General features: G+C 69.0%; 22 protein-coding genes. 11 read left to right on the top strand and 11 right to left on the bottom strand.

The genetic code is table 11. The features are described from left to right. Positions 1-31: 31 nt before the first annotated feature. The 6 genes from CRP45_RS13940 to CRP45_RS13915 form a co-directional block, all read right to left on the bottom strand. Positions 32-1,345 (bottom strand): hypothetical protein, encoded by a 1,314-nt coding sequence (locus tag CRP45_RS13940; protein WP_097245337.1) that lies wholly within the window; start codon positions 1,343-1,345, stop codon positions 32-34. Between the two features lie 73 nt (positions 1,346-1,418). Beyond that, positions 1,419-3,647, bottom strand: a complete 2,229-nt coding sequence (locus CRP45_RS13935; protein ID WP_097245336.1) for an AAA family ATPase — start codon at positions 3,645-3,647, stop codon at positions 1,419-1,421. Between the two features lie 78 nt (positions 3,648-3,725). Continuing rightward, positions 3,726-4,148: a hypothetical protein gene (locus tag CRP45_RS13930; protein ID WP_067791129.1), complete on the bottom strand. Its 423-nt coding sequence runs from the start codon at positions 4,146-4,148 to the stop codon at positions 3,726-3,728. 138 nt (positions 4,149-4,286) lie between these two features. Then, positions 4,287-4,640 carry a UBP-type zinc finger domain-containing protein gene (locus tag CRP45_RS13925; protein WP_097245335.1) on the bottom strand — a complete coding sequence of 118 codons (354 nt, stop codon included), beginning with the start codon at positions 4,638-4,640 and terminating at the stop codon, positions 4,287-4,289. A 104-nt stretch (positions 4,641-4,744) separates the two neighbouring features. After that, positions 4,745-6,223 carry an ATP-binding protein gene (locus tag CRP45_RS13920; RefSeq protein WP_245910110.1) on the bottom strand — a complete coding sequence of 493 codons (1,479 nt, stop codon included), beginning with the start codon at positions 6,221-6,223 and terminating at the stop codon, positions 4,745-4,747. Positions 6,224-6,239: 16 nt separating this feature from the next. Beyond that, positions 6,240-7,907 carry an NAD(P)/FAD-dependent oxidoreductase gene (locus CRP45_RS13915; RefSeq protein WP_097245334.1) on the bottom strand — a complete coding sequence of 556 codons (1,668 nt, stop codon included), beginning with the start codon at positions 7,905-7,907 and terminating at the stop codon, positions 6,240-6,242. 477 nt (positions 7,908-8,384) lie between these two features. On the opposite strand from CRP45_RS13915, the gene CRP45_RS13910 reads away from it, so the two are divergent. Beyond that, positions 8,385-8,840: an SRPBCC family protein gene (locus CRP45_RS13910; protein WP_067791143.1), complete on the top strand. Its 456-nt coding sequence runs from the start codon at positions 8,385-8,387 to the stop codon at positions 8,838-8,840. A 131-nt stretch (positions 8,841-8,971) separates the two neighbouring features. Here the strand turns inward: CRP45_RS13910 and CRP45_RS13905 are convergent, their stop codons facing one another. Next, positions 8,972-10,000: a beta-ketoacyl-ACP synthase III gene (locus CRP45_RS13905; protein WP_097245333.1), complete on the bottom strand. Its 1,029-nt coding sequence runs from the start codon at positions 9,998-10,000 to the stop codon at positions 8,972-8,974. 218 nt (positions 10,001-10,218) lie between these two features. Here CRP45_RS13905 and CRP45_RS13900 point away from each other — a divergent pair, with 218 nt between their 5' ends. The 6 genes from CRP45_RS13900 to CRP45_RS13875 all read left to right on the top strand — a co-directional run bounded on the left by CRP45_RS13900 (position 10,219) and on the right by CRP45_RS13875 (position 15,380). Beyond that, on the top strand, positions 10,219-10,491 hold the full coding sequence (locus CRP45_RS13900) for a GlsB/YeaQ/YmgE family stress response membrane protein (protein ID WP_067791145.1): 273 nt from the start codon (positions 10,219-10,221) through the stop codon (positions 10,489-10,491). Between the two features lie 99 nt (positions 10,492-10,590). Beyond that, the gene (locus CRP45_RS13895) at positions 10,591-11,304 is read left to right on the top strand and encodes a phosphatidylserine decarboxylase (protein ID WP_097245332.1); all 714 of its coding nucleotides are present in this window, start codon (positions 10,591-10,593) and stop codon (positions 11,302-11,304) included. Beyond that, complete coding sequence (locus CRP45_RS13890) at positions 11,304-12,206, top strand: CDP-alcohol phosphatidyltransferase family protein (RefSeq protein ID WP_097245331.1); 903 nt, start codon at positions 11,304-11,306, stop codon at positions 12,204-12,206. Before CRP45_RS13895 ends, CRP45_RS13890 begins: the two co-directional genes overlap by 1 nt. Positions 12,207-12,263: 57 nt before the next feature. After that, positions 12,264-13,151 (top strand): RNA polymerase sigma-70 factor, encoded by an 888-nt coding sequence (locus CRP45_RS13885; RefSeq protein WP_342747017.1) that lies wholly within the window; start codon positions 12,264-12,266, stop codon positions 13,149-13,151. Positions 13,152-13,246: 95 nt separating this feature from the next. Continuing rightward, positions 13,247-14,332, top strand: a complete 1,086-nt coding sequence (locus tag CRP45_RS13880) for an NAD(P)/FAD-dependent oxidoreductase (RefSeq protein WP_097245330.1) — start codon at positions 13,247-13,249, stop codon at positions 14,330-14,332. A gap of 310 nt (positions 14,333-14,642) precedes the next feature. After that, positions 14,643-15,380 carry a Clp protease N-terminal domain-containing protein gene (locus CRP45_RS13875; protein ID WP_097245329.1) on the top strand — a complete coding sequence of 246 codons (738 nt, stop codon included), beginning with the start codon at positions 14,643-14,645 and terminating at the stop codon, positions 15,378-15,380. Positions 15,381-15,605: 225 nt separating this feature from the next. Here CRP45_RS13875 and CRP45_RS13870 read toward each other — a convergent pair whose 3' ends face one another. After that, positions 15,606-16,280 carry a suppressor of fused domain protein gene (locus CRP45_RS13870; RefSeq protein ID WP_097245328.1) on the bottom strand — a complete coding sequence of 225 codons (675 nt, stop codon included), beginning with the start codon at positions 16,278-16,280 and terminating at the stop codon, positions 15,606-15,608. Between the two features lie 145 nt (positions 16,281-16,425). Here CRP45_RS13870 and CRP45_RS13865 point away from each other — a divergent pair, with 145 nt between their 5' ends. The 3 genes from CRP45_RS13865 to CRP45_RS13855 all read left to right on the top strand — a co-directional run bounded on the left by CRP45_RS13865 (position 16,426) and on the right by CRP45_RS13855 (position 19,294). After that, on the top strand, positions 16,426-16,728 hold the full coding sequence (locus tag CRP45_RS13865) for a hypothetical protein (protein ID WP_067791162.1): 303 nt from the start codon (positions 16,426-16,428) through the stop codon (positions 16,726-16,728). Between the two features lie 236 nt (positions 16,729-16,964). After that, complete coding sequence (gene groL, locus CRP45_RS13860) at positions 16,965-18,590, top strand: chaperonin GroEL (RefSeq protein WP_097245505.1); 1,626 nt, start codon at positions 16,965-16,967, stop codon at positions 18,588-18,590. A 107-nt stretch (positions 18,591-18,697) separates the two neighbouring features. Further along, positions 18,698-19,294: a Uma2 family endonuclease gene (locus tag CRP45_RS13855; RefSeq protein ID WP_067791243.1), complete on the top strand. Its 597-nt coding sequence runs from the start codon at positions 18,698-18,700 to the stop codon at positions 19,292-19,294. A 310-nt stretch (positions 19,295-19,604) separates the two neighbouring features. Here CRP45_RS13855 and CRP45_RS13850 read toward each other — a convergent pair whose 3' ends face one another. The 3 genes from CRP45_RS13850 to CRP45_RS13840 form a co-directional block, all read right to left on the bottom strand. Then, complete coding sequence (locus CRP45_RS13850) at positions 19,605-20,414, bottom strand: DUF6585 family protein (protein WP_245910109.1); 810 nt, start codon at positions 20,412-20,414, stop codon at positions 19,605-19,607. Between the two features lie 105 nt (positions 20,415-20,519). Then, complete coding sequence (locus CRP45_RS13845) at positions 20,520-21,209, bottom strand: ZIP family metal transporter (protein ID WP_067791181.1); 690 nt, start codon at positions 21,207-21,209, stop codon at positions 20,520-20,522. A gap of 32 nt (positions 21,210-21,241) precedes the next feature. Next, a complete protein-coding gene (locus CRP45_RS13840; protein ID WP_097245327.1) occupies positions 21,242-22,216 on the bottom strand; it encodes an SMP-30/gluconolactonase/LRE family protein in 975 nt (324 codons plus the stop codon). Between the two features lie 109 nt (positions 22,217-22,325). Between CRP45_RS13840 and CRP45_RS13835 the strand changes: the two genes are divergently transcribed. Further along, complete coding sequence (locus CRP45_RS13835) at positions 22,326-22,790, top strand: MarR family winged helix-turn-helix transcriptional regulator (RefSeq protein ID WP_245910108.1); 465 nt, start codon at positions 22,326-22,328, stop codon at positions 22,788-22,790. Positions 22,791-22,935 lie beyond the last annotated feature (145 nt).

The raw sequence follows: 22,935 nt of genomic DNA, 5'->3' as shown, positions 1-22,935 counted from the left end.
CTATGGCGTCAGCCATGTCGCGGCGGCTCGGCTATATGTCCGCTACCTCGTCCCGCTGTGCGGGCGGCGCGGGTTTGCGGTAGGCGCGCGGCCGCAGCCGGTAGAGCAGGAGCAAGGCGATCGTGCACCCGAACACGATCATCAGCGCCACCCGGCCGGGCGTGGTGGCGTGCGCCATGTTGTCCCGCGGCGGCCACGTCTCGTTCTCCACCGGCAGCGCGGTGACGATGCTCGGCAGGTAGATCGCGCCGAGGGCGAGCACGGCGCTCGGGCCGTAGTGGGGGCGGGCGGCGCCACCGCAGAATCCGGCGGTCAGCGCGAGCAGCACCGTCGCGACGGAGTAGTAGACCGTGCCGTCGCCGTGCGCGTCGACCCACGCGAACACCGTGACGCCCATCAGCGCCAGCAGTGCAAGGAACGGCGACGGCGCGCGCAGACCGGCGAACAAGCCGAGCGCGGTGAGCGCGATCACCACGAAGACGCTCCACCATGGCCGGGGCGCGTAACCGAGCGCGTCGGCGGTCGCGACCAGACTCACCGCGAGCAGTACGCCGATCCCGTCACGGCCGGGCAACAGCATGGCCGCGATGAGCGCGGCGCTGATCGTGGCCGCGACGGCGATCGCGATCTCCAGCCGGTTGTCGCCGGGCGCGGAGACATTGTTGTATTGGGCGGCCAGCCATTCGGTCGCCGCGAGGACGATCATGCCGAGCACGATCGCCGCGAGTATCGGCGTGATCGGCAGATCGATGGGCACGGTCGAGTCGCTCTCCGGTCCAGTCCGGTCGCGATTGCGCGCGATGGCGACGAACAGCAGCACCACCGTGAGGCCGATCATCCAGAACGGCGGCGTCTCCAGCACCGACCACGGGTCCTGATCGGGCAGGTCGAGCAGGTCGGCGAGATCGCCGAAGACGAAGAAGCTCGTCGCGCCGAGCACGTAGCCGATCGCCGAGGCAGGCCTGCGCAGCGCGGCGGCGCCCAACGCGCCCAACAGGATTCCGCCGCATACCGCGTCGATGTAGTTCTGCGTGGTGAGCAGATCGGCGGAAGAGACGTCGCGGCCCGCGAAGTGGTTGACGTACATGCCGAGCGCGCCGCCGAACGCCACGACCCAGCCGACCACCGGCCTGGCGAAGGTGGTGATCAGCACCGCGACCGTGACCGCGACGACCACGCCGATCGTCGCGCCGCGCGGCACGCTGTTGATCAGGCTGGCGATCTGGTACGGGTCGCTCTGCGAGGTCCAGGCGAAGGTGGTCGGCAGGAACAGCGCGACCCCCGCGACCGCGGCCCCGAGGAAGGCCGTGACCACGTCGACTCCGTCGCCGATCCATCGCCGCACCCAGGCAACATACCCGCGCGACCGTGCCGAGCCGGTGATTACCGACTCATCGCCGCCGCATGTCGACCGTCGATCAGCTGCGGTTTTCCGCGTACTTGCGCAGCGCTTCGACCTGGTCCGGATCCAGCGAAGGACGCACCACCGCGCGGGCGGCGGCGAGATCGGCGGCGGTGACGTCGGCGGCCGCCACGTCGCGCCGCATCGCCGCGAGCGCGGCCTCGCGCAGCAGCGCGGCGCAGTCGGCGGCGGAGTAGCCGTCCAGGTCGGCGGCCAGCGCGGTCAGGTCGACGTCGGCGGCCAGCGGCACCGAACGACCCGCGGTCCGCAGGATCTCCAGCCGTGCCGCGGCCTCCGGCGGCGGCACGAACACCAGGCGCTCCAACCGGCCGGGACGCAGCAGCGCGGGATCGATCAGCTCGGGCCGGTTCGTCGCGCCGAGCACCACCACGTCGCGCAGCGGCTCGACGCCGTCGAGTTCGGTGAGCAGCGCGGCGACGACACGATCGCCGACACCGGAGTCGGTGCTCTGCCCGCGTCGCGGCGCGAGCGCGTCGACCTCGTCGAGGAAGATCAACGACGGAGCGGAATCCCTTGCCCGCTGGAACAATTCGCGCACCGCTCGCTCGGACGCGCCGACCCACTTGTCCAGCAGCTCCGCGCCCTTGACCGCGTGCACGCTGAGCTGGCCCGTGCCGGCGAGCGCGCGCACCAGGAAGGTTTTTCCGCAACCGGGCGGGCCGTAGAGCAGCACGCCGCGCGGCGGATCGATGCCGAGCCTGGCGAAGGAATCCGGATGGCGCAGCGGCCAGAGCACCGTTTCGGTGAGCGCCTGTTTCGTCTCGATCATGTCGCCGACGTCGTCCAAGCCGAGGCTGCCGATCGCCAATTCCTCCATGCCGGAACGCGACAGCGGACGGATCACCTCCAGCGCGCCGACCAGGTCCTGCTGGGTCAGGTGCGGTTCGGCCTGCTCCTTGCTGACCCGCGACGCCGCGCGCAGCGCCGCCTCGCGACACAGCGCCGCGAGATCGGACACCACGAAACCCGGTGTGCGCGCGGCGATCTCGTCGAGCTTCAGCTCACCGGTCGGCACCTTGCGCAACAGCTGCTCCAGCAGCGCCTTGCGCATCGCCGACGTGGGCAGCGGCAGCGCGAGTTCCCGATCGCACAGGTCCGGCGCGCGCAGCCGCGCGTCCACGCCGGCCGGATGCGCGGTCGTCGCGATGAACGCCACGCTGGTCTCGGCCATGGCCGCGCGCAACTGGTCCAGGATGAGCGTCGCGACCGGCTCCGGGTCGGCGGGCAGCAGCGCGTCGATGTCGGTGACGAGCAGGATGCCGCCGCGCCCGGACGCGACATCGGCGACCGCCTCGGCCACCTCGCGCAGCCGGGCGCCGCCCTCCTGCGCGCCGACCGAGGGGCCATCCAATTCGACGAGGCGCCGCGGGGCGGTCACCGACCTGGCCAGGGTGGCCTTGCCGACGCCGGCTGGTCCGGTGATCAGCACCCCGAGATGCGGTGTCGCGCCGAGTGTTCTGAGCAGTTCGGGTTCGTCGAGCGCGAGGCTGAGCCATTCGGTCAGCTTCGAGGCCTGGGCGTGCACGCCGACCAGTTCCTCCGCGGGAACGCGCGGCGGTGCGCTGCGCACCGCGGTCGCGCCGTTGGTGCCCGCGACAGCCTCGATCACCGCGCGGGAGGTATGGCCACCGGCTGCCGCGCGTTCGGCGGCGTCCATCGCCGCGACCGCTCCCGCGCCCCAGGCGACGGCCGTGTTGGGCTGCACGCTCACCGGACCGCGCACCGGATCGGTGGCGGTGACGGTCAGCAGTTCGGTGGTCCACGCGATGCCGAAGGTGCGCGACAGCGCCTGGCTCGCCGCCGACGAGGGAATGTCCGGCCCCAGATCGCGCGGCAGCAGCGACACCGCGTCGCCCACCGTGACGACCTTGCCGAGCAGCGCCTGCCGCAGCGTGGCGGCCGGAATGCTGCGGCAGGCGTGCACCGAGCCGCTGACCGAGATCTGTTTGGCGCCGAACACCGTGGCGGGGGAGACCACCACGGTGGCGTTCTCACGCAGTCCCGCGTTCGACAGGGTTACGTCGTCCAGCAGCGCGACGCCCGCCGGAGTGCCCGCTGGCGCGATGCCGACCACCGCCGCGGTGCGTCGCGATCCCGCGAGCGCGACTCCGTCCCACTCGCGCAGGCCGAGTGCCGTCAACGCCTCCGGATGCAGGCGCACGACCCCGCGTCTCGCGTCGGCGGCGGACGTGTTCAGTCGAGCGGTGAGCGCCAGTTCTGCCACTGTGCCATTCTGCCCGCGTTGGGGCGGTGGTGGACAGGGCTCCGCATTCGCCGCGTGGACGGCGTCCCGCTATGGCCCCTAGATGATCCGCGCGGCGACGGCCACCGGCTTTTCCGCGTTGCTCGGCGACAAGCAGACCAGCTTGGCGGTGCCGAGCGCGACGTTCGGGCTGCCCGCGAACGAGCTGTCCGGGTTCTCGGCGAGGATCTGCTCGATCACCCGCTTCTCCGCTTCGCTGTCGAGTTCCTTGAACTCACCGCACGTGGTGCGCGAGGCCGGACCGAGGCCGGAGGTGTCGGGCGACTCGGTGGTCGCCGGAGCACTGTCGGGAGTGGTCGGCGCCGAAACGGTCGTGGTCGGTGCCTGCGTCGCGCTGGTGCTGGTGCCCGTGCTGCCCTTGCGTAGGCCGCTCGCATCGGAGGACTCGTCCGACCCGCCGCAGCCGGTCGCCGCCAGAGCCACGGCTCCCGCGGCGAGGACGATGACGGAAATTCGCTTCATTTGGTGCTTTCCCGGGTGCCACAGAGCGCTGGAGCCTCCAGCGCGTGGGCAGCAGTGTATTTGGCGCGCTGGCGCGCGCAAGTTCGCGGCCCCTCTTGTCTCGCTTCCGAGCGGTCGAGACTCGCGACTTCTGCCCGATCAGTGGATGTGCGCCTGCCAGTCCTCGGGGACTCGCCCGCGCGGTCCTGGCACGCCCTGATCCGCGGGATGGCTGTGCGGGGGAGCGAGCTCGGGTCCGCCGCCGTACATCTCCTCGCTGCGGGAATCCCAGAACCAGTCCTCACCCGGCTCGAAGCTCTGGATGAAGGGGTGACCGGTGTCCTTGGCGTGCTTGCTCGCGTGCTGGGCAGGGGAGGTGTCGCAGCAGCCGATGTGACCGCATTCGGCGCAGCGGCGCAGGTGCACCCACCAGCCCTGCTCGGCCTCGCACTCGAGGCAGCCGGGGCCGCTGGGCGGGACAGCGGGGTTGATGCCTTCGATGGCTTCCGTCATGGATCGCCTCCTGTGTTGTCGGCGCTGGCACGAACGGCTCGCAAAGATTCGCCGTCAGGGTGCCTGGCCGCGCGTGGATGGGGCTTTCGGATCGATCGTCGGGGCTAGGGGGCTTCCAGTGCGTCCTCATTCTGCTCCGGCCGATGCAGGGGCAGGCGGACCGTGAAGCGGGTGTTGCCCGGTTCGGATTCGACGCGGATGTCGCCGTTGTGCTTGTTGACGACGATGCGGAAGGAGATGTCGAGGCCGAGGCCGGTGCCTTCGCCTACCGGTTTGGTGGTGAAGAACGGTTCGAAGACGCGGCGTAGGACGTCCGCGGGGATGCCGGGGCCGGTGTCGCCGATCTCGACGACGGCGCAGTCGTTCTCCTTGCCGGTGCGCACCGTGAGGGTGCCTTCGCCGCGCATGGCGTAGACCGCGTTGTCGATCAGGTTCGTCCACACCTGGTTCAGCTCGGCGGCGTAGCAGGGCAGCGGCGGCAAGCCGCGGTCGTACTCCTTGACCACTTTCACGCCGTCGCCGAGCTTCCTGTTCAACATGACCAGGGTGCTGTCGAGCAGTTCGTGCAAGTCGACCACCTGGAACGGGGCGCGGTCCATCTGCGAGTACTGCTTGGCGGCGTCGACCAGCGTGGAGATCCTTGCGGTCGAGTCCGCGATCTCGTTCATCAGCAGCTCGGTCTCGATGGTGTAGTTGAGCCAGCGGATCGCGCCCTCGAACACCTTGCTCGGGCAGTCCGCCAAGGTGCCGTGCACCCGCTCCAACCAGTCCACGTCGAACCCCGCCTGCACGAAGTTCGGTGCCAGCGCCCAGCCGTCGCCGATCTCGTGGTCCTCGAGCCATTCGCCGAGCATGTCCTCCCGGTCGGCGGCCTCCATCGGAGTCAGCTCGGGCGCCTTGGCGACCTGGGCCGCCGCCTCCTCCTGCAACCGAACCAGGGTGACGAGCACCTCCGGCTGGAACTTGCCGTCGGCCATCATGGCCAGCTTGTGCCGCATACCCGCGACCCGCTCGCGCAGGCCGGAGGTGGCGCGCACGGCCGCGGCGGCGGGGTTGTTCAGCTCGTGGGTCAGGCCCGCCGAGAGCGAACCGAGGGCGAGCAGGCGTTCCCGTTCCGCGACGCGCTGGGCGGTGTTGCGGTTGCCGAAGAACGCGCCCTCCAACAGGTGCACCGCCATCGGGAACCACTCGTGCATCATCCGCGCGAAGGTGCCCGCGTCCAGCACGTAGAACCTGGACTTGCGGGTGACGTACATCGACCCGGTGTAGTTCGGATCGGCCTTGTCGCCCAGGTACGCGCTCCACGCGCCCGCGTAGGCGCCCTTGTGGTCGGTGCGGTTCAGCTCGATCTCGGTGCCGCCGGAGAGTTTGGTCAGCCGCACCTCGCCGTCCATCAGGACGTAGAAGCAGGTGGCTGGATCGCCCTCGCGGAAGACGAGTCCCGGCTCTATGTACTCGATGCGCCCGTCCGCGCACAGCCAGGCCAGCTGGTCGTCGTCGAGCTTCTCGAACAGGAACAGGGTGCGCAGCTCGGCGGGGTCGCAGACGAGATGCGAACGGCGCGCCGCGTTTTCGATGGTCACAACTGCCCTCCTGAGATCACGCCAGGTACCGGTGCACGAGCATGACCGCCATCGCGCCCTCGCCGACCGCCGAGGCGACCCGCTTGGCGGACTCGGCGTGCACGTCGCCCGCGACGAACACGCCTGGCACGCTGGTTTCCAAATGGTGTGGCGGCCGGGGCAATTCCCAGCCGGCGGGCCGCGCGCCGTCGACCATGAGATCCGGCCCGGCCAGCACGTAGCCGTCCTCGTCGCGCTTGACGACGCCGTCGAGCCAGTCGGTCTGCGGCGCCGCGCCGATGAAGAGGAAGAGGCGCTCGGCCTCGGCCTTCTCCTCCGCGCCCGTGGTGTTGTCGCGCAACACGATTCGCTCCAGGTGATCGCTGCCGTCGGCGGCGGTCACCTCGGTGTTGGTGTGCACCTTGATATTCGGGATCTGCCCGATCTGCTGGATCAGGTAGTGCGACATCGACTTCTCCAGCGAGTCCCCGCGCACCACCAGGTGCACCGTGCGGGCGTTGCGGGACAGGAAGACCGCCGCCTGCCCGGCCGAGTTTGCCCCGCCGACGATGTAGACCTCGTGGTCGGCGCATTCGGACGCCTCGGTCATCGCCGAGCCGTAATACACTCCGCGACCGGTGAATTCGTCGACACCGGGCGCGGGGTGCCGTCGATAGTCGACGCCCGTCGCGATGATCACGGTGTGCCCGCACAGCGTGCCGCCGTCGGCGAAACGCACAGTGCGAGCGGAACCGTTGACCTCGAGACCCACCACCTCGCGCGTGGTGATCACCTCGGCGCCGAACTTGGCGGCCTGCCGTCGCGCCCGGTCGGCCAGCTGCGCGCCGGACACACCGTCGGGGAAACCGAGGTAGTTCTCGATGCGGGAACTCTGCCCGGCCTGCCCGCCGGTGGCGGTGCGTTCGACGAGTACCGTGCGCAGGCCCTCGGACGCGCCGTAGACCGCGGCCCCGAGCCCGGCGGGTCCGCCGCCGACCACGATCAGATCGTAGAAATCGCCGGTGGGGGTGACGTTGAGTCCGACGCTCTCGGCCAGCGCGCTGTCGGTCGGCTGGACCAGCGCGTCACCGGCTGCGGTGATCACCACCGGACATCGGTCCGGTTCGGCGCCCGCGGCCTCCAGCAACCGGACGCCCTCCGGCTCGTCGGCCAGGTACCAGCGGTAGGGCAACTGGTTGCGGGCCAGGAATTCGCGCACCTGCGAGGAGCGCGGCGACCAGCGGTTGCCGACCACCTTGGTCTCGAACACCGGCCGGTTTTCGCTGCTGCGCCAGGCGTCGAGCAGGCCGTCCAGGACCGGATAGAGCTTCTCCTCCGGCGGATCCCACGGCTTGAGCAGGTAGTGGTCCAGGTCGACGACATTGATCGCGTCGATCGCGGCGTTGGTGTCGGCGTAGGCGGTCAGCAGCACGCGCCGCGCGTACGGGTGCAGGTCCATGGCCTGCTCCAGGAATTCGATGCCGTCCATGCCGGGCATCCGGAAGTCGGCGATCAGCACGGCGACCGGCTGGCCGCGCAATTTCATCTCACGCAGGGCCTCGAGCGCCTGCGGGCCGGATTCCGCGCGCAGAATCCGGTAGTCGGCGCCGTAGCGGCGGCGCAGGTCGCGTACGACCGCGCGGGAGACGCCCGGATCGTCGTCGACGCTCAGGATTGCCGGTTTCGTAGCAGCGGGTGCAGTCACCACAAAAGTATGTCGCCTCGACGTCGGGTGTGTCGCCGAAGATTCCCGTCCCCCGGATCACCCCCGAGGTGTGTGTCACACCCGGTGTTGGAGCACCATTTCGAGTTCGCTCGGCGTGAGCAGCCGCTCCAGCCGTTCCTCTTGGGCGAGCGCCTTCGCGGCTCGGCGCGATATGGAACCGGGCGCCGCGGGCCCGTCGTCGGGTTCTAGCGAGGGAAGCAGGGGGACTTGGTCCGGCTGCCGACGATGAAGAAGCGAGCGAAGTTTCACGGCCGATCACCTCACGCTGGACGGGAAAGTTGGTGGCTGTGCTTGTGCTTCGTCTATCCGCCATTGTGCGCGGCCCATTACGACGGGCGGTAACCAAAAAGCCAAAATGTGACACAGTTGTCTTCCAAGGGCGCCCGTTTAGGATGTCTGTTACTCGTCGTACACATGTGTCCGGTTTGTCCGGACCGCGCAACACCGGAGGCAGCGTTGCCCAACCACCTCGAAGCGACCGTCGACATCGCCGCACCGCCGGAGCGGGTCTGGCAGATCGTCTCGGACCTGAAGCGCATGCCCGAGTTCAGCCCGATGACGGTCCGGATGGTTCCGCTCGGCACGCCGAAGGCGGGCACCTGGACGGTGAACTGGAACAAGGACGGCTGGAAGCGCTGGCCGACGACGTCCCGCATCGTGCGGTTCGAGCCGAACCAGGCCTTCGCCTTCCGGATGAACGAGAACCGCACGGTCTGGAGCTACACGCTGGAGCCGACCGCGACCGGCACCCGGCTGATCGAGCGCCGCGATGTGTCCAACGGCGTCACCTGGGCGGTGCGCAAGGCCATCGACACCGTGCTCGGCGGCGAGCAGGCGTTCGAGGCCAACCTGGTTCGCGGGATGAACGCGACGCTCGCCAAGATCAAGGCCACCGCCGAGACGGGCGCCTGAGCTTCGATCGGCAGCCAGGCACGCCGACGCCCTCACCCCGAGTTGCGGGACGAGGGCGTATAGGCACACTTGGCAGGCGCTGCTGGACGTCGATCGCCCGCGCATGGCCGGAGCGAAGGCGGAGGTACGCCTTACTTCCAGCTCGGCAGCTTGACGACCTGCGCCGCGTAGGAAAGCCCGGCGCCGAAGGCGATGAGCAGCGCGGTGTCACCCGGCTTCGACTCGCCGTTGCGTAGCAACGCCTCCATGGCGAGCGGAATGGACGCGGCCGAGGTGTTGCCGGTCTCCTCGATGTCGTGGGCGAGCGCGCAGTTCTCCGGCAGCTTGAGCACCCGCGCCATGATCTCGATGATCCGGCCGTTGGCCTGGTGCGGGATCATCGCCTGCATGTCGTCGGTGGAGAGTCCGGCGCGGTCGATCGCGTCGCGGCACACCTTCTCCAGCGAGTGGGCGGCCCACCGGAAGACGGCGGTGCCCTCCATGGTCAGGTACGGCCGGACCGCGTCGAGGCCCTTCTCATCGATCTCGGCGAAGTACTCCATCCAGTCCTTGTCCTGGCGGATCGCGTGGTGCTGGGTGCCGTCCGAGCCCCAAACGGTCGGGCCGATGCCCGGCTCTTCGGAGGGACCGACCACCACGGCGCCCGCGCCGTCGGCGAACAGGAAGGCCGTCGAGCGGTCGGTCATGTTGATGGTGTTGGTCAACTTCTCCACACCGATCACCAGCACGTTCTTCGAGGTGCCGCACCGCACGAGGTCCGACGCCAGCGCCAGCGCGTGACAGAAACCCGCGCAGCCCGCGGAGACGTCGAACGCGGCTACGCCGTTCATGCCGAGCTCGGTGGCGATGCGCGGGGCGGCCGCGGGTGTCAGCAGCAGATGCGTCGACGTGGCGACGATGACGCAGTCGACCTCGTCGTAATCCACGCCCGCCGCTGCCAGCGCGTTCTGCGCGGCCGCCACGCTCATGCTTTGAATCGTTTCGTCCTCGGAGGCGAAACGTCGGGTCTTGATGCCCGACCGGGTCTGGATCCACTCGTCGCTGGAGTTGATCGGTCCCGCAACTTCGTCATTGGTGACCACACGGGCCGGGCGATAGACGCCGAGCCCGAGGATCGCGGTGTGCTCAGCCCCGGTGGTCTGGGCGATTCGAGCAGACATGATGCGTCTCCTAATACCTGCGGCGCTGCTGCCGGGGATCCGGCGGAGCCTCGAACTCCTCATCGGTTTGCCATGGCTACGAAACTTAGACATGAGGCTCCCTCATATTACCCGAGGGTTGCCGGGCGAGTGCGTATTCTCACAATCGCCGGGTATATCGCCGAAAGCACGTCCTTCTACTGCTCGGCGTGCATCCCAACTAGTGATGCGAGGTCACCATGCTCGGTCTCGGGATTATCGGCTGGATCATCATCGGCGGTCTTGCCGGCTGGATCGCAAGCAAGATCATGAAAACAGACGCCCAGCAGGGCATCTTGCTGAACATCGTCGTCGGCATCATCGGCGGCCTGCTCGGCGGATTCCTGCTCAAGCTGCTCGGCGTCGACGTCGAAGGTGGCGGGCTGTGGTTCAGCTTCTTCACCTGCCTGGGTGGCGCGGTGATTCTGCTGTTCCTGGTCGGACTGGTCACCGGCCGCAGGGCATTGCGCTGACCGGACGCGTCACAGGCTCCTCCCGTAAGGTGTGATCGCTTGCGCCCGACCTATCGTTGAAGGGCGCAACCGACTGCATCTAGCACGAAAGAGGAGCCTGTGGCACGCCGTCCCACCCCGCCCGGCACGCCCGAAACCACCGGAGTCGGCCACGTCGTCGACTTGGTACGGGCCGCCATTCCCCCGCTGCATCCCGCGGGGCTGCCCTTCGTCGCCGCGCCGCTCGCGGTCGCGGTGGTGGGCGGCAAGCGCAAATGGGTGCGCCGGACGGGTCTGGTCGCCGCGGCGGCCTGCGCCACCTTCTTCCGGCACCCGAAGCGGGTTCCGCCGAACCGGGTTGGCGCGGTCGTCGCCCCGGCCGACGGTGAGATCGCGCTGGTCGACACGGCCGCGCCGCCAGCGGAGCTCGGGCTCGGCGATCAGCCGCTGCCCCGGGTGAGCATCTTCCTCTCGGTGCTGGACGTGCACGTGCAGCGCACCCCGGTCTCCGGCACCGTCCGCGCCGTGCACCACCAGGCGGGTCAGTTCCGCTCGGCCGATCTGCCCGAGGCCAGCTCGGTCAACGAGCGCAACAGCATGCTGCTGGAGACCCCGGCGGGCAAGCAGCTCGTCGTGGTGCAGATCGCCGGTCTGCTCGCCCGGCGCATCGTGTGCGACGCGCAGGTCGGCGACGTGCTCACCATCGGCGACACCTACGGTTTGATCCGCTTCGGCTCCCGGGTCGACACCTACTTCCCCGCGGGGACCGAGCTGCTGGTGCAGCCGGGCCAGCGCACCATCGGGGGCGAGACCGTTCTGGCCGTGTTGTCATGATGGAAGCGGCTGTGCCCAACCAACGGCGCAGGCGCCGCAGCGTCCGGCTGCTTCCGAGCATCGTGACGATCCTGGCGCTGGCCTCGGGTCTGTCCGCGGTGAAGTTCGCGCTGGACGGCGAACTCGACATCGCGCTGGCCATGGTCGGCGCCGCCGCGGTGCTCGACACCCTCGACGGCCGCTTGGCCAGGATGCTCGACGCGACCACCAAGATGGGCGCGGAACTCGATTCGCTGTCCGACGCGATCTCGTTCGGCGTCGCGCCCGCATTGGTGCTGTACATCGCGCTGCTCGACCAGAACAGCGCGGGCTGGATCATCGCGCTGCTGTTCGCGGTGAGCATCGTGCTGCGCCTCGCCAGGTTCAACACCCTGATGGACGACGACACCAGACCCGATTGGGCGCGTGAGTATTTCGTCGGCGTGCCCGCTCCGGCTGGCGCGCTGATCGCGCTCGTGCCGATCGCGCTGCTCGTGCAGTTCGGCGACGGCTGGTGGGTCGGCTTCTACGAGGTCGCGGCCTGGACGGTGTTCGCGGGAGCCTTGTGCGTCAGCACGATTCCGACGCTGGCGATGAAGTCGGTGTCGGTGGCGCCGCAGGCGGCGGCCGGACTGCTGGTGCTCGTCGCGGTGGCGGCGGCCCTGCTGGTGACCTATCCGATCATTCTGCTGCTGATCCTCGTCGCGCTGTACCTGGGCCACATTCCGTTCGCCTGGCATTCGCAGCGCTGGGTGGCGGCGCGGCCGGAGACCTGGCAGCACAAGCCCGCCGAACGCCGGGCGCAGCGCCGGGCACAACGGCGTCGTCCGGCGATCCCTTCCGGTTTCCGCGGTTCGACCGCGCGGCTGCGCCTGCGCAGGCCCGGTGGACGCCGGGAACAGGCGGACGACCGTGTGCGCTGACACAGGCACCGCGCGCTGACCGAATTCTGAGGACGCGGACGGCGAGCACGGAGGAAGGTGACTGTGGAACCCGACGGACTGTGCGAATTCCAGGCGCATCGCCCTCGGTTGTTCGCGCTCGCCTACCGCATGCTCGGCTCGGCCACCGAGGCCGAGGACGCGGTGCAGGAGACCTACCTGCGCTGGGACGGCACCGACCGGGCCACCATCCGCTCCGCGGAGGCCTGGCTCACCACCGCCGTCGTGAATCTCTGCCGCACCTGGCTTGTTTCGGCGCGGGCGCGGCGCGAGACCTACGTCGGCCCGTGGCTGCCCGAGCCGGTGCCCACCGCGGACGGTGAACTCGGTCCGCTGGAGACCGTCGAGGAACGCGAGCTGGTCTCGTTGGCGCTGCTCACCGCGCTGGAGCGGCTGAATCCGGTGGAGCGCGCCGTCTTCGTGCTGCGCGAGGCGTTCGGGTACGCGCACCGCGAGATCGCCGACATGCTCGACCTCACCGAAGCGGCGTCCCAGCAGACCTACCGCAGGGCCGGTCAGCGCGTCCGCGACGGCCGGACCCGCTTCGCGATCGAACCCGCCCACGCGAGAGCGCTGATCCAGCGTTTCCTGGACGCGGCGCGTTCCGGTGAGATCGATGAGCTCGGCCGGATGCTCGCCGCCGACGTCACCGCCACGGCGGACGGCGGCGGCCGGATCAACGCCGCGCGGCGTCCGGTACACGGTGCGGACCGGGTCGCGCGCTACCTCGCCGGTCTGTTCCGCTGGGCGGTCCCCGGCATGGAATTCGGGATCGAAGAGGTCAACGCCGCCTTGGCGATGGTCGTGCGGGTCGCCGAGAATCCCGTGCTGATGGTCGGTTTCGAGCTCGACGGCGAGCTCGTCGACGAGCTGTACCTCGTCGTCAATCCCGACAAGCTGGCCTACCTCGCCGCCGCTCGGGCGTAGCTGTCCCCGGTGTGACGCGGCTCATGCCGCGGACTGTCAGGAAACTGGGGCCTATCCGGTCTGAGTGGTATCGGCCAACGAGAGGAGCCACCATCATGACCGGGAATCAGCACATCGTCGTTCTTGGCGCCGGGTACGCGGGACTGGCCGCGGCCAAGCGGCTGGCTGGGCACGCTGGGGACGCGCGCGTCACGGTTGTCGACGCGCGGGCCGAGTTCGTGGAGCGGGTGCGGTTGCACCAGCAGGTCGCCGGGCAGCGGGTGCGCCGCTGGGACTTGGCGGAACTCTTGGAGCGCAAGGGTATTCGATTCGTTCGGGCGCGGGCGACGGACATCGACACCGTTGGCAAGCGGGTCGAGCTGGACGGCGGTGCTTCCATCGACTACGACGTCCTGATCTACGCCCTGGGCAGTCTCGCCGATCCCGTCGGCGTCCCCGGTGTCACCGAGTTCGCCAGAACCGTTGCGACGCCCGAGGATTCGGTATGGACGGCGAAGGGAACCGTCGCCGTCGTCGGCGCGGGCGCCACCGGCATCGAGCTGGCCGCGGAACTCGCCGAGTCCCAGCCGGATTCGCGCGTGCTGCTGCTCAGTCCCGACGAGCCGGGCGCTTGGCTGTCGGCGACGGCGGTCGCGCACATCCGGAAAGTGTTGGAGCGCTTGGGCGTCGAGATCCGCTCGGACGCGAAGGTGGTCGAGGTGACCGCGGACGGCGTCCGACTGGCGAACGGTGAATTCGTCGCGGCCGACACGACGGTGTGGACCACCGGGTTCGGCGTGCCTGATCTCGCCGCCCGCGCCGGTCTCGAGGTGGACGGCGCTGGCCGGGTGCTGACGGACGAGTCGCTGCGCTCGCTCTCGCATCCGGACATCTACGCCGCGGGCGACAGCGCGGTGGTCGCCGGTCCCGGCGAGCGGTCGCTGCGGATGGCCTGCGCGACGGCGCTGCCGACCGGCAAGTACGCGGCCGACGCGGCCACGGCGCGGATGCGCGGGCGGGACCCGCGTGACCTGCGGTTCCGTTACGTCTTCCAGTGCATCAGCCTCGGGCGGCGGGACGCGGTCATCCAGTTCCTGCACGCCGACGACACCCCCGCGCGGACCGTGCTGCGCGGGTGGGTCGGGGCGCGAGTCAAGGAGCTCGTCGTGCGCGGTGCGGCTGCGGCTGCGGGGTTGCGGTAGGGGCGGTGGTCGACGAGCTCGTGCGCTGAGCGGCGGCTGCGGTAGCTGCGGTGGTCAACGAGCTCGTCGTGCGCGGTGCGGCGGCCGACGCGAGGTCGGGGTAGGGCCGCTGGGCTGGTTCTTCGACCGCCGTGCTCGCACCCGGCTTCCACCATGCGGCAGTCGTCGCCATCGCCGGATGCGGCGACGGGCGGCCTGACTGGCGACCGGCCCACGACGGACCGACGCTGGTGGGGATCAGGATCAGTCGGGCGATCAAGATCGTCAACCAGCGGTTGACGCAAGGATGTCGTCAACCTATGGTTGACGCATGACTTCTTCGATTCGTCTCGACGACCTCATCTTCGCCATAAAGAAGGCTCGGCCGGACAACGTGCTCGAGCAGCTCTCCGACGCGGTCATCGCCGCCGGTCACCTCGGCGAAGTGGCCGATCACCTGATCGGCCACTTCGTGGACCAGGCCCGCCGCTCCGGCGCGTCCTGGACCGATATCGGCGCCAGCATGGGCGTCACCAAGCAGGCCGCGCAGAAGCGGTTCGTCGCGAAGGGTCCCGGTGACCCGGCCGACGCGGCCGCGATGGATCCGAACGCGGGATTCGCCAAGTTCACCCCCCGCGCCCGCGCGGCGGTGATGGCCTCCCAGCAGGCCGCGCTCACCGCGGGCAACAAGCTCATCGGGCTGCCGCACCTGGTGCTCGGTCTGCTGAGCGAGCCGGAAGGCCTTGCCGCCAAAGAGATGCAGACCGCGAAGCTCGATCTGGAGGAGGTGCGCGCCGCCGCGACCGCCGCGCTGCCGCCCGTCGAATCCGGCGACGAGGCGCCCACCGGTCTGGTGCCCTTCGACCCCGAGGCCAAGAAGGCGCTCGAGCTGACCTTCCGCGAGGCACTTCGCCTCGGCCACAACTACATCGGCACCGAACACATCCTGCTCGCCATCCTCGAACAGGAGAACGGCGCCGGGCTCCTGACCGACCTCGGCATGGACAAGGCCAAAACCGAAGCGCACCTGCTGGAACTGCTTTCGGTGATCGCCGCCCAAAAGCCGTGAGGGGGTGGCGGCACGGCGGCCGGATCGCAACGGCCGCCCTCGTCGCCGCGGCACTCCTCGCGGTCGTGCGGGAGCGCGATTCGCGTCGGAGCCGGGTGTCCTTGTCGCTGAGGGCTTTTCGTTACGCGCATGCCGCACGTGCGCGCCGCCGCCGCGTCGCGCGTGCGGCGCTCCGCCGTGCTCGGAACGCGTCGAACTCGTGCGACCGGGCGGCGTTCGCGGGACCTACGCCCGCCCGCGCAAGCCGCCGCCCCACCGCGGCCACTGCGCCTGCGGTTTGGGGGCGGCGACCAGCGATTCCCGGTCGATATCGGTGACGAACAGCGGGAGCCGCGGCGCGAGACCGTCCAGCAGCGTGAGCAGCTTCCCGCCGAGCGCGGCCTGGTATTCGGTCATCGTCAGGCCGACGATTTGCAAGAAAGCGACCCGGCCGTTGGGGGTCGCGATGGTGCCGAGCTCCGGATCGGCGACGAAGCCGACGGCTTGAATCGCCGAGTCCGGCCGGTCCGCGGCGAGCGGGCCGTTCGCCTTGATGGTGTGGCCGGGCTCGAACCACTTGCCCGACTGGAAGACGTACCTGGCGAGGTTCTGCAAGAAGTGCGCGGGCCAGATCGGCGCCTGCGTCTCGGCGGGATCGCCCGCCAGCCGGAACGTGAACTCGAACCCCCACCCTGAGACCTCCGGATCGTCCCATTCCTTTTGGCCGAGCTCGCTCATGCCGTACCCGATGTAATGCCAGTGCGGGACCGGATCGGTGCGCGGGTACGCGCTGACCCCCTCCAGCGGGTCCGGCCCGCCCAGTGACCAGGGGTGCCCGACCGTCCAGTGCACCGGTTGTAGCTCGCCGTACAGCTGTGCCAGGGCGCCATCGATCGCATCCCGGCCGGGTCCAACACTCACCCGGTCACTTTAGGCGCACCTCCGCGGGCGGAAATCTCCGCAGACTCGGCCCCCAGCCGCCGATCCGCGCCGACGTGGGCGGGGTGCGGTGTGCTGGCCGATTGCTCGACCGAGGCGCGTCACCGCCGACCGCTAAGCTATAGCGATGGCGGATGAATCGGCTGATACGGATTCCGACCTAGTCGCGGGCGAACGCCGCGCCGACTTGTTGCGCGCTCTGTCCTATGTGTCGACCGAATCCGGACCCGACGGCGAATACATCGTGAACGGTGACCTGCCGCCCGAAGTGGCGCCCCCGTTCATCCGGGCCATCATGCGCGTGGAGGCCGAACTGCTGCTGCACGACGCCGAGCTCGTCACCGTGGACAACGAGGAACCGAGGACGCCGGACGAGCGCCGGACCGATGCGTTCGTCGCGCTGGTCCTGCGCATCGACGACCGGCACTGAGCCGCGAGCCGCGCGGCCGCCGTCCCGGCCCGGACCTTGCACTCGCCACCCTCGAGTGCTAGAAATGGCTTTGGCACTCTCGACCTGTGAGTGCCAGGGTCGGGACGGTGAGACCGGGTTTCATCGACACCCTCGGTCGTCCGTCGCGGGCACCGAACCTGGCCAGCGTAAATGGGGCGATCCGAAAGGGGTCGTCCTGTGTGTCAGCCCCATTACTAATGGAGGATTCCAACGCAATGGCCAAGACAATTGCGTACGACGAAGAGGCCCGTCGCGGTCTCGAGCGGGGTCTGAACAGCCTCGCCGACGCGGTCAAGGTGACGCTGGGCCCCAAGGGTCGCAACGTCGTCCTGGAGAAGAAGTGGGGCGCCCCCACGATCACCAACGATGGTGTTTCCATCGCCAAGGAGATCGAGCTGGAGGACCCGTACGAGAAGATCGGCGCCGAGCTGGTCAAGGAAGTCGCCAAGAAGACCGACGACGTCGCGGGCGACGGCACCACCACCGCCACCGTCCTGGCTCAGGCGCTGGTGCGCGAGGGCCTGCGCAACGTCGCGGCCGGCGCGAACCCGCTGGGTCTGAAGCGCGGCATCGAGAAGGCCGTCGAGGCCGTCACCGCCAAGCTGCTCGACACCGCCAAGGAGGTCGAGACCAAGGAGCAGATCGCCGCCACCGCCGGTATCTCGGCCGGCGACGCGTCCATCGGTGAGCTGATCGCCGAGGCCATGGACAAGGTCGGCAAGGAAGGCGTCATCACCGTCGAGGAGAGCAACACCTTCGGCCTCCAGCTGGAGCTGACCGAGGGCATGCGCTTCGACAAGGGCTACATCTCCGGTTACTTCGTGACCGACCCCGAGCGTCAGGAAGCGGTCCTCGAGGACCCGTACATCCTGCTGGTCGGCTCGAAGGTTTCGACCGTCAAGGACCTGCTGCCGCTGCTGGAGAAGGTCATCCAGGCAGGCAAGCCGCTGCTGATCATCGCCGAGGACGTCGAGGGCGAGGCCCTGTCGACCCTGGTGGTCAACAAGATCCGCGGCACCTTCAAGTCCGTCGCCGTCAAGGCCCCGGGCTTCGGTGACCGCCGCAAGGCTCAGCTCGCCGACATCGCCATCCTGACCGGTGGCGAGGTCATCAGCGAAGAGGTCGGCCTCTCGCTGGAGACCGCCGGTGTCGAGCTGCTCGGCCAGGCGCGCAAGGTCGTCGTCACCAAGGACGAGACCACCATCGTCGAGGGCGCGGGCGACGCGGAGGCCATCAAGGGCCGCGTCGCGCAGATCCGCACCGAGATCGAGAACTCCGACTCGGACTACGACCGTGAGAAGCTGCAGGAGCGTCTGGCCAAGCTGGCAGGCGGTGTCGCGGTGATCAAGGCGGGCGCGGCCACCGAGGTGGAGCTCAAGGAGCGCAAGCACCGCATCGAGGACGCCGTCCGCAACGCGAAGGCCGCCGTCGAAGAGGGCATCGTCGCCGGTGGTGGCGTGGCCCTGCTGCAGTCGGCTCCGGCGCTGGACGCGCTGAACCTGACCGGTGACGAGGCCACCGGCGCGAACATCGTCAAGGTCGCGCTGTCGGCTCCGCTGAAGCAGATCGCCTTCAACGCCGGCCTCGAGCCCGGCGTGGTCGCCGAGAAGGTCGCCAACCTGCCCGCGGGCAGCGGCCTGAACGCCGACTCCGGCGAGTACGAGGACCTGCTGGCCGCCGGCGTCGCCGACCCGGTCAAGGTCACCCGTTCGGCCCTGCAGAACGCGGCCTCCATCGCGGCCCTGTTCCTCACCACCGAGGCCGTCGTCGCCGACAAGCCGGAGAAGGCCGCCGCTCCCGCCGGCGACCCGACCGGTGGCATGGGCGGCATGGACTTCTGATCCCCGGATCAGCGAGTTCCCGCTAGTCACGAAGGCCGGTCCACCCTCGGGTGGACCGGCCTTCCGCATAAGATGTGCGGTGCCGCCTGCTCGAGAGCGAGGACTCCATGACCACATTGCCCGCCTGGGCGAACGATCCGGAGATGCTGCTCATCACCGAGGACGGCTACGACGCGCTGCCCGACGAGGTGCAGAAGCAGATCGAAGTCATCGACGGCCGAGTGATCTTCTGCCGCAGTGGAAGTTCGGAGCACAACATCGTGGCCCGCAGGCTGGCCAATGCGTTCGAAGCGGCCCGTCCGCAAGAGCCGTGCATTCGCGTCGTCACCGATTTCGAGATGCACTATCAGAGAATTCGGCCGCATACCCCTGGGTTCTCGTTCCGTAGGCCTGATGTCGTGGTTCACCGATGCATCGAGCGGGGCCACAAGCTGAGCACCGACAGTGTGTTGTTGGTCGTCGAGGTGGTCTCACCCGGATCCGAGTACGTCGACACCGTCGACAAGCGAGCCGAATACGCGGCCGAAGGAATACCCGTCTACTTGGTCGTGCATCTCGATGACGAACTGCGGGTGAAGATCATTCAGGAATACCGCCTCGACTGGGCGAGCGCGGCCTACCGCCGCGCGGAGCCACACCAAGAGGTGCTCGTCCTGAATGAGCCCTATCCCCTGAAGGTCGAGTTCAGCGCGCTCGACGCCTGAGACCGCTGTCGGGCGCTGTCGATCTGTCCGACGCCCAGATGCCGGTCAGCGACGTCAGTACCTCCGACGCTTTTGCGGCATCGGTCTCATCGTCCGGGGCGGAAACCTCGGGTAGGTCTGGGTCTTCCGACACGAGCAACCGTAGATGCCGCGCTTGCGCGGGAGTCAGTCGGCCGACGAGGTGATGAAGTTCCTCGTAGTCGTGTGCGGATGTCATGGTCGCAAGTTTAGAGCGCTGACCACCTGCGAGGCACTGCCAGATGACAACCAACGGTACGCAGGTCGAGGACGGATGCCCCGACAGAACCCTTCAGGTGGTGGCGGGGAGGCGGAGGCGTTCGGCTAGTTCGTTGAAGATGTAGAAGTTGGGGATGGCGGCGACGGGGGCGAGGGAGATCCAGGTGCCGTCGACCTTGATGCGGACCAGTCCGCTGCGGGCGTCGATGAGTTGGATGCGGTCCCAGGGGTAGACCTGATTGCGGAAGCTGAGGGCGACCAAGTCGAGGCCGATATCGCCGAAGTGGACGGTTTCGCCGTTGTCGATTTTGAGGACAGCGCGCGGCAATTGCGTGCCGGTGATGGCGGACTGGATCGCCCTGCCCCATTCGCGCGCGTCGGCGAACTCGGTGTCGTCGAAAGCCGCGTGCGCGCCGTTGGGTCCGCTCATCTCCAGCGAATACTCGACTCGCGAGGTGTTCTGGAACGGAATGACCTGTTGGCGCACTTCGGCGGTGTCCCAGCGGAATCCGGCGATCTGCTCACCGGATCGGTACACGGTCATGCCGTTATCGAACAGATCGAGCCGCGCCGAACGGTTCTGCTGGTTCTGCCGTCCGCGCACCGACGCCAGCGTGGCAGGCAGCAGCGCGACGACGCCGACAGCGACTCCGCCCGCGAAGGATCCGACCGCAGCACAGATCACACCGACGGCCGCGAGTCCGCCCGCGACGATTCCGCACCCGCGCACGAAGGTGTCGCTCACCGGTGCGGGGAGAAATGTTTGGCGGTGTGTGCCGAGCTTTTCGTACTCGGCCATCAGGTGTATCAGCTGCGACAACGGTATGGTGCGCCGGACGCCGGTTCCGCCTTCACCGTCCTCCGGCATGCTCGGAGTGGTCAATAGTCCCTCCATGAGGCGGTTTTCATCCGCGCGAAGCGTATTCCACCGGACCGGATATCGCTACCGCAACCCCCGGTGAATTCGCGCGTCGGTGTCACCGCGTATTCACCCCTGCAGCACGAAGGCGACCAGAAAACCTGCCGCCGTGGCCATTCCGACCCACCAGCCGCCTTCGCGATAGGCCTCCGGCATGAGTGAATCGGCCAGAACGGCGATGGTCGCGCCGCCCGCGAAAGCCTGCACGGTGCTGATATGGGTGTCGGAGAGATTGTCCGAGAGACTGTTTCCCAGCACCGTGACGAGCACCAGAACCGCACCGGTCGCCGCCCACAGCCCGAATGCGCGAGCGTGCTTCAATCCGTGCTCGCTGCGCATCAGTGCGGCGCCGCCGATGGCCTCCGGCAGGTTGCCCACCGCGACCGCCACCAGCAGCACCAGCCCGCCGCCCGAGGTCAGCGAGACGCCGAGCGCGAGGTTCTCGGGAACGCCGTCCAGGATGGTGCCGAGCATCAGCGCCCAACCGATGGCCGCCGCGCCCAATTTCGTCTCGATCAGATGATTGGCGACCACATACACCCCGGCGCCCGCGAACAGCGCCGCACCGGCGATCACCGCGCCCGCCTGATGAAAGGCCGGTTCGAACAGTTCCGAGGACACCGCCGCGATCATGGTGCCCGCGCCGAACGCCATCAGCGACGCGAGCAGCGGCCTCGGCAACGACCAGCGCAGGCCGATGGCCGCGCCGACCAGCAGCGGTACCGCGGTGCCGAGACCGTAGAGCAGTGCCTTCAGCATGCGGCTCACCCTAATGGGCGCCCGCAACTCGCTCAGATGCCCGCGACAGATACGACGCGGAAGGCGCTAGGAGTGCCGGGACCCATCGGCCCACCCTTGTCGAACTGCGACGCGACCACCAGCGTGCGCTCGCCGTCGCGCACCAAAGTGGTTGGAATGCTCAGGGTCTCGTCGGTGAGTCGTTCGTCCAGCCGCGCGGACGCGCCGTCCTCGGTCAGCGTCCAGCGCGAGATGGAGTTGGTGGTGTTGTGCACCGCCCACAGCGTGTCGCCGCGCAGCTCGAGGCCGTCGCCGTTGGTCAGGTCGCCGCCGTGCAGTTCGACTTTCCTGATCGGCGCGTCGGCGGTGAGATCGACGCGATAGAGGTCGCCGCCGACCATGTCGACCACAAGCAGGTACCGCCCGGACGGGTCCGCGACCAGGCCGTTGAGGTTGAAACTCCCCGGCTCGCGCGGTTCGATGACGCCGCCGAGCTCGAATCGCGGTGTCAGCTCGCCACGTCCGCCCTGCGCGGCGACCGCACGCACCTGCTCGGGCGTGACCCGGTAGACCACGGCGCGCACGCTGTCGGTGAGGTAGGCGGTGCCGTCCTGCGTGATGGCGACGTCGTTGACGAAGCGCGGTTCGGCGCCGGGCACGTCGAAGCGGGCGATCAGTGCGCGAGAGGCCGTGTCGTACACAGCGACTCCCGCGGTCGAGTCGGTCACCCACAGCCGACCCGACCCGTCGACCTTCAGTCCGTTCGCGGTCTTCCGCCCGTCGGCGCCCTCGGGCAGGAACACCTCCGCCCGCTCGGCGTCGGCTGTGGCGCGGTAGATCGCGCCGGTGCTGTAGGAGCCGACGTAGGTGTCGCCGGTGCGGGTGTCCAGCGCGATGCCCTCGGGATAGGCGCGCTCGCCTGGCAATTCGTAGGCGGTGGTCACCCGCGGTGCTTCGCCGGGGGAGCCGCAGGCCGTCAGCGCGGCGAGCGTGAGGAGGGCGATCGGAAGGGTGCGCGTGCGGGACATGCCGTGACCTTTCGAATGTGATCGTATCGAAGAACGTCCACGAACGTAGATTAGAGTTCTAATAATCGTCAAGACTCGAACGGCAAGACGAGCGGATACCATGCCAGGCATGACCCCTATGCCCGCCGCCGAACGCATCGGCTCCTATGTCAAGCGCGCGGAGCAGGCTCTGGCGACGGCGAAGAACGTCGCGCTCAAGCCCGCGGGGGTCACCGTCGCCCAGTACTCCGCGCTGCTTTTCCTCGCCGAGAACCCGGGCATCTCGGCGGCGGCCTTGGCGCGCCTGTGCGGCGTCACCCCGCCGACCATGAACACCGTGCTCACCAACCTCCAGGAGCGCGGCCTCATCGAACGAACCCCGCACGCCTGGCACAAGAACGTCCTGGAGACCCGTCTCACCGAGCGCGGCGAGTCGGTGATGAAGGACGCCGACGCCCGCGCGATCCGGGTCGAGCGTTCGGTGGCGGCCGCGTTCACCGCCGCCGAGCGCGACACCCTCGTCGAGCTGCTGACCCGCTGCGCGGACGCCTTCGACGCCGCTCGACACGAGGACGAGTCCACGGCGAACAAATAGGCCCGCCTGAACCGAGGCTTCCGCCAGAGCGCGCTGTCCAGCAAGCAGGGGGCTGGTGTGGACACGCGGTGCCGACGGCCTGGTGTCCGCGACGCGGGGCGGTTCGTCGGCGCTCGCTTCCGTATGCGGGGGCGGAGCGGCGCGG

Source organism: Nocardia amikacinitolerans, assembly GCF_900215415.1.
Classification (GTDB): Bacteria; Actinomycetota; Actinomycetes; order Mycobacteriales; family Mycobacteriaceae; genus Nocardia; species Nocardia amikacinitolerans.
Note: the sequence above shows the minus strand (reverse complement) of the source record. Positions and strands in the feature narration are given on the sequence as shown.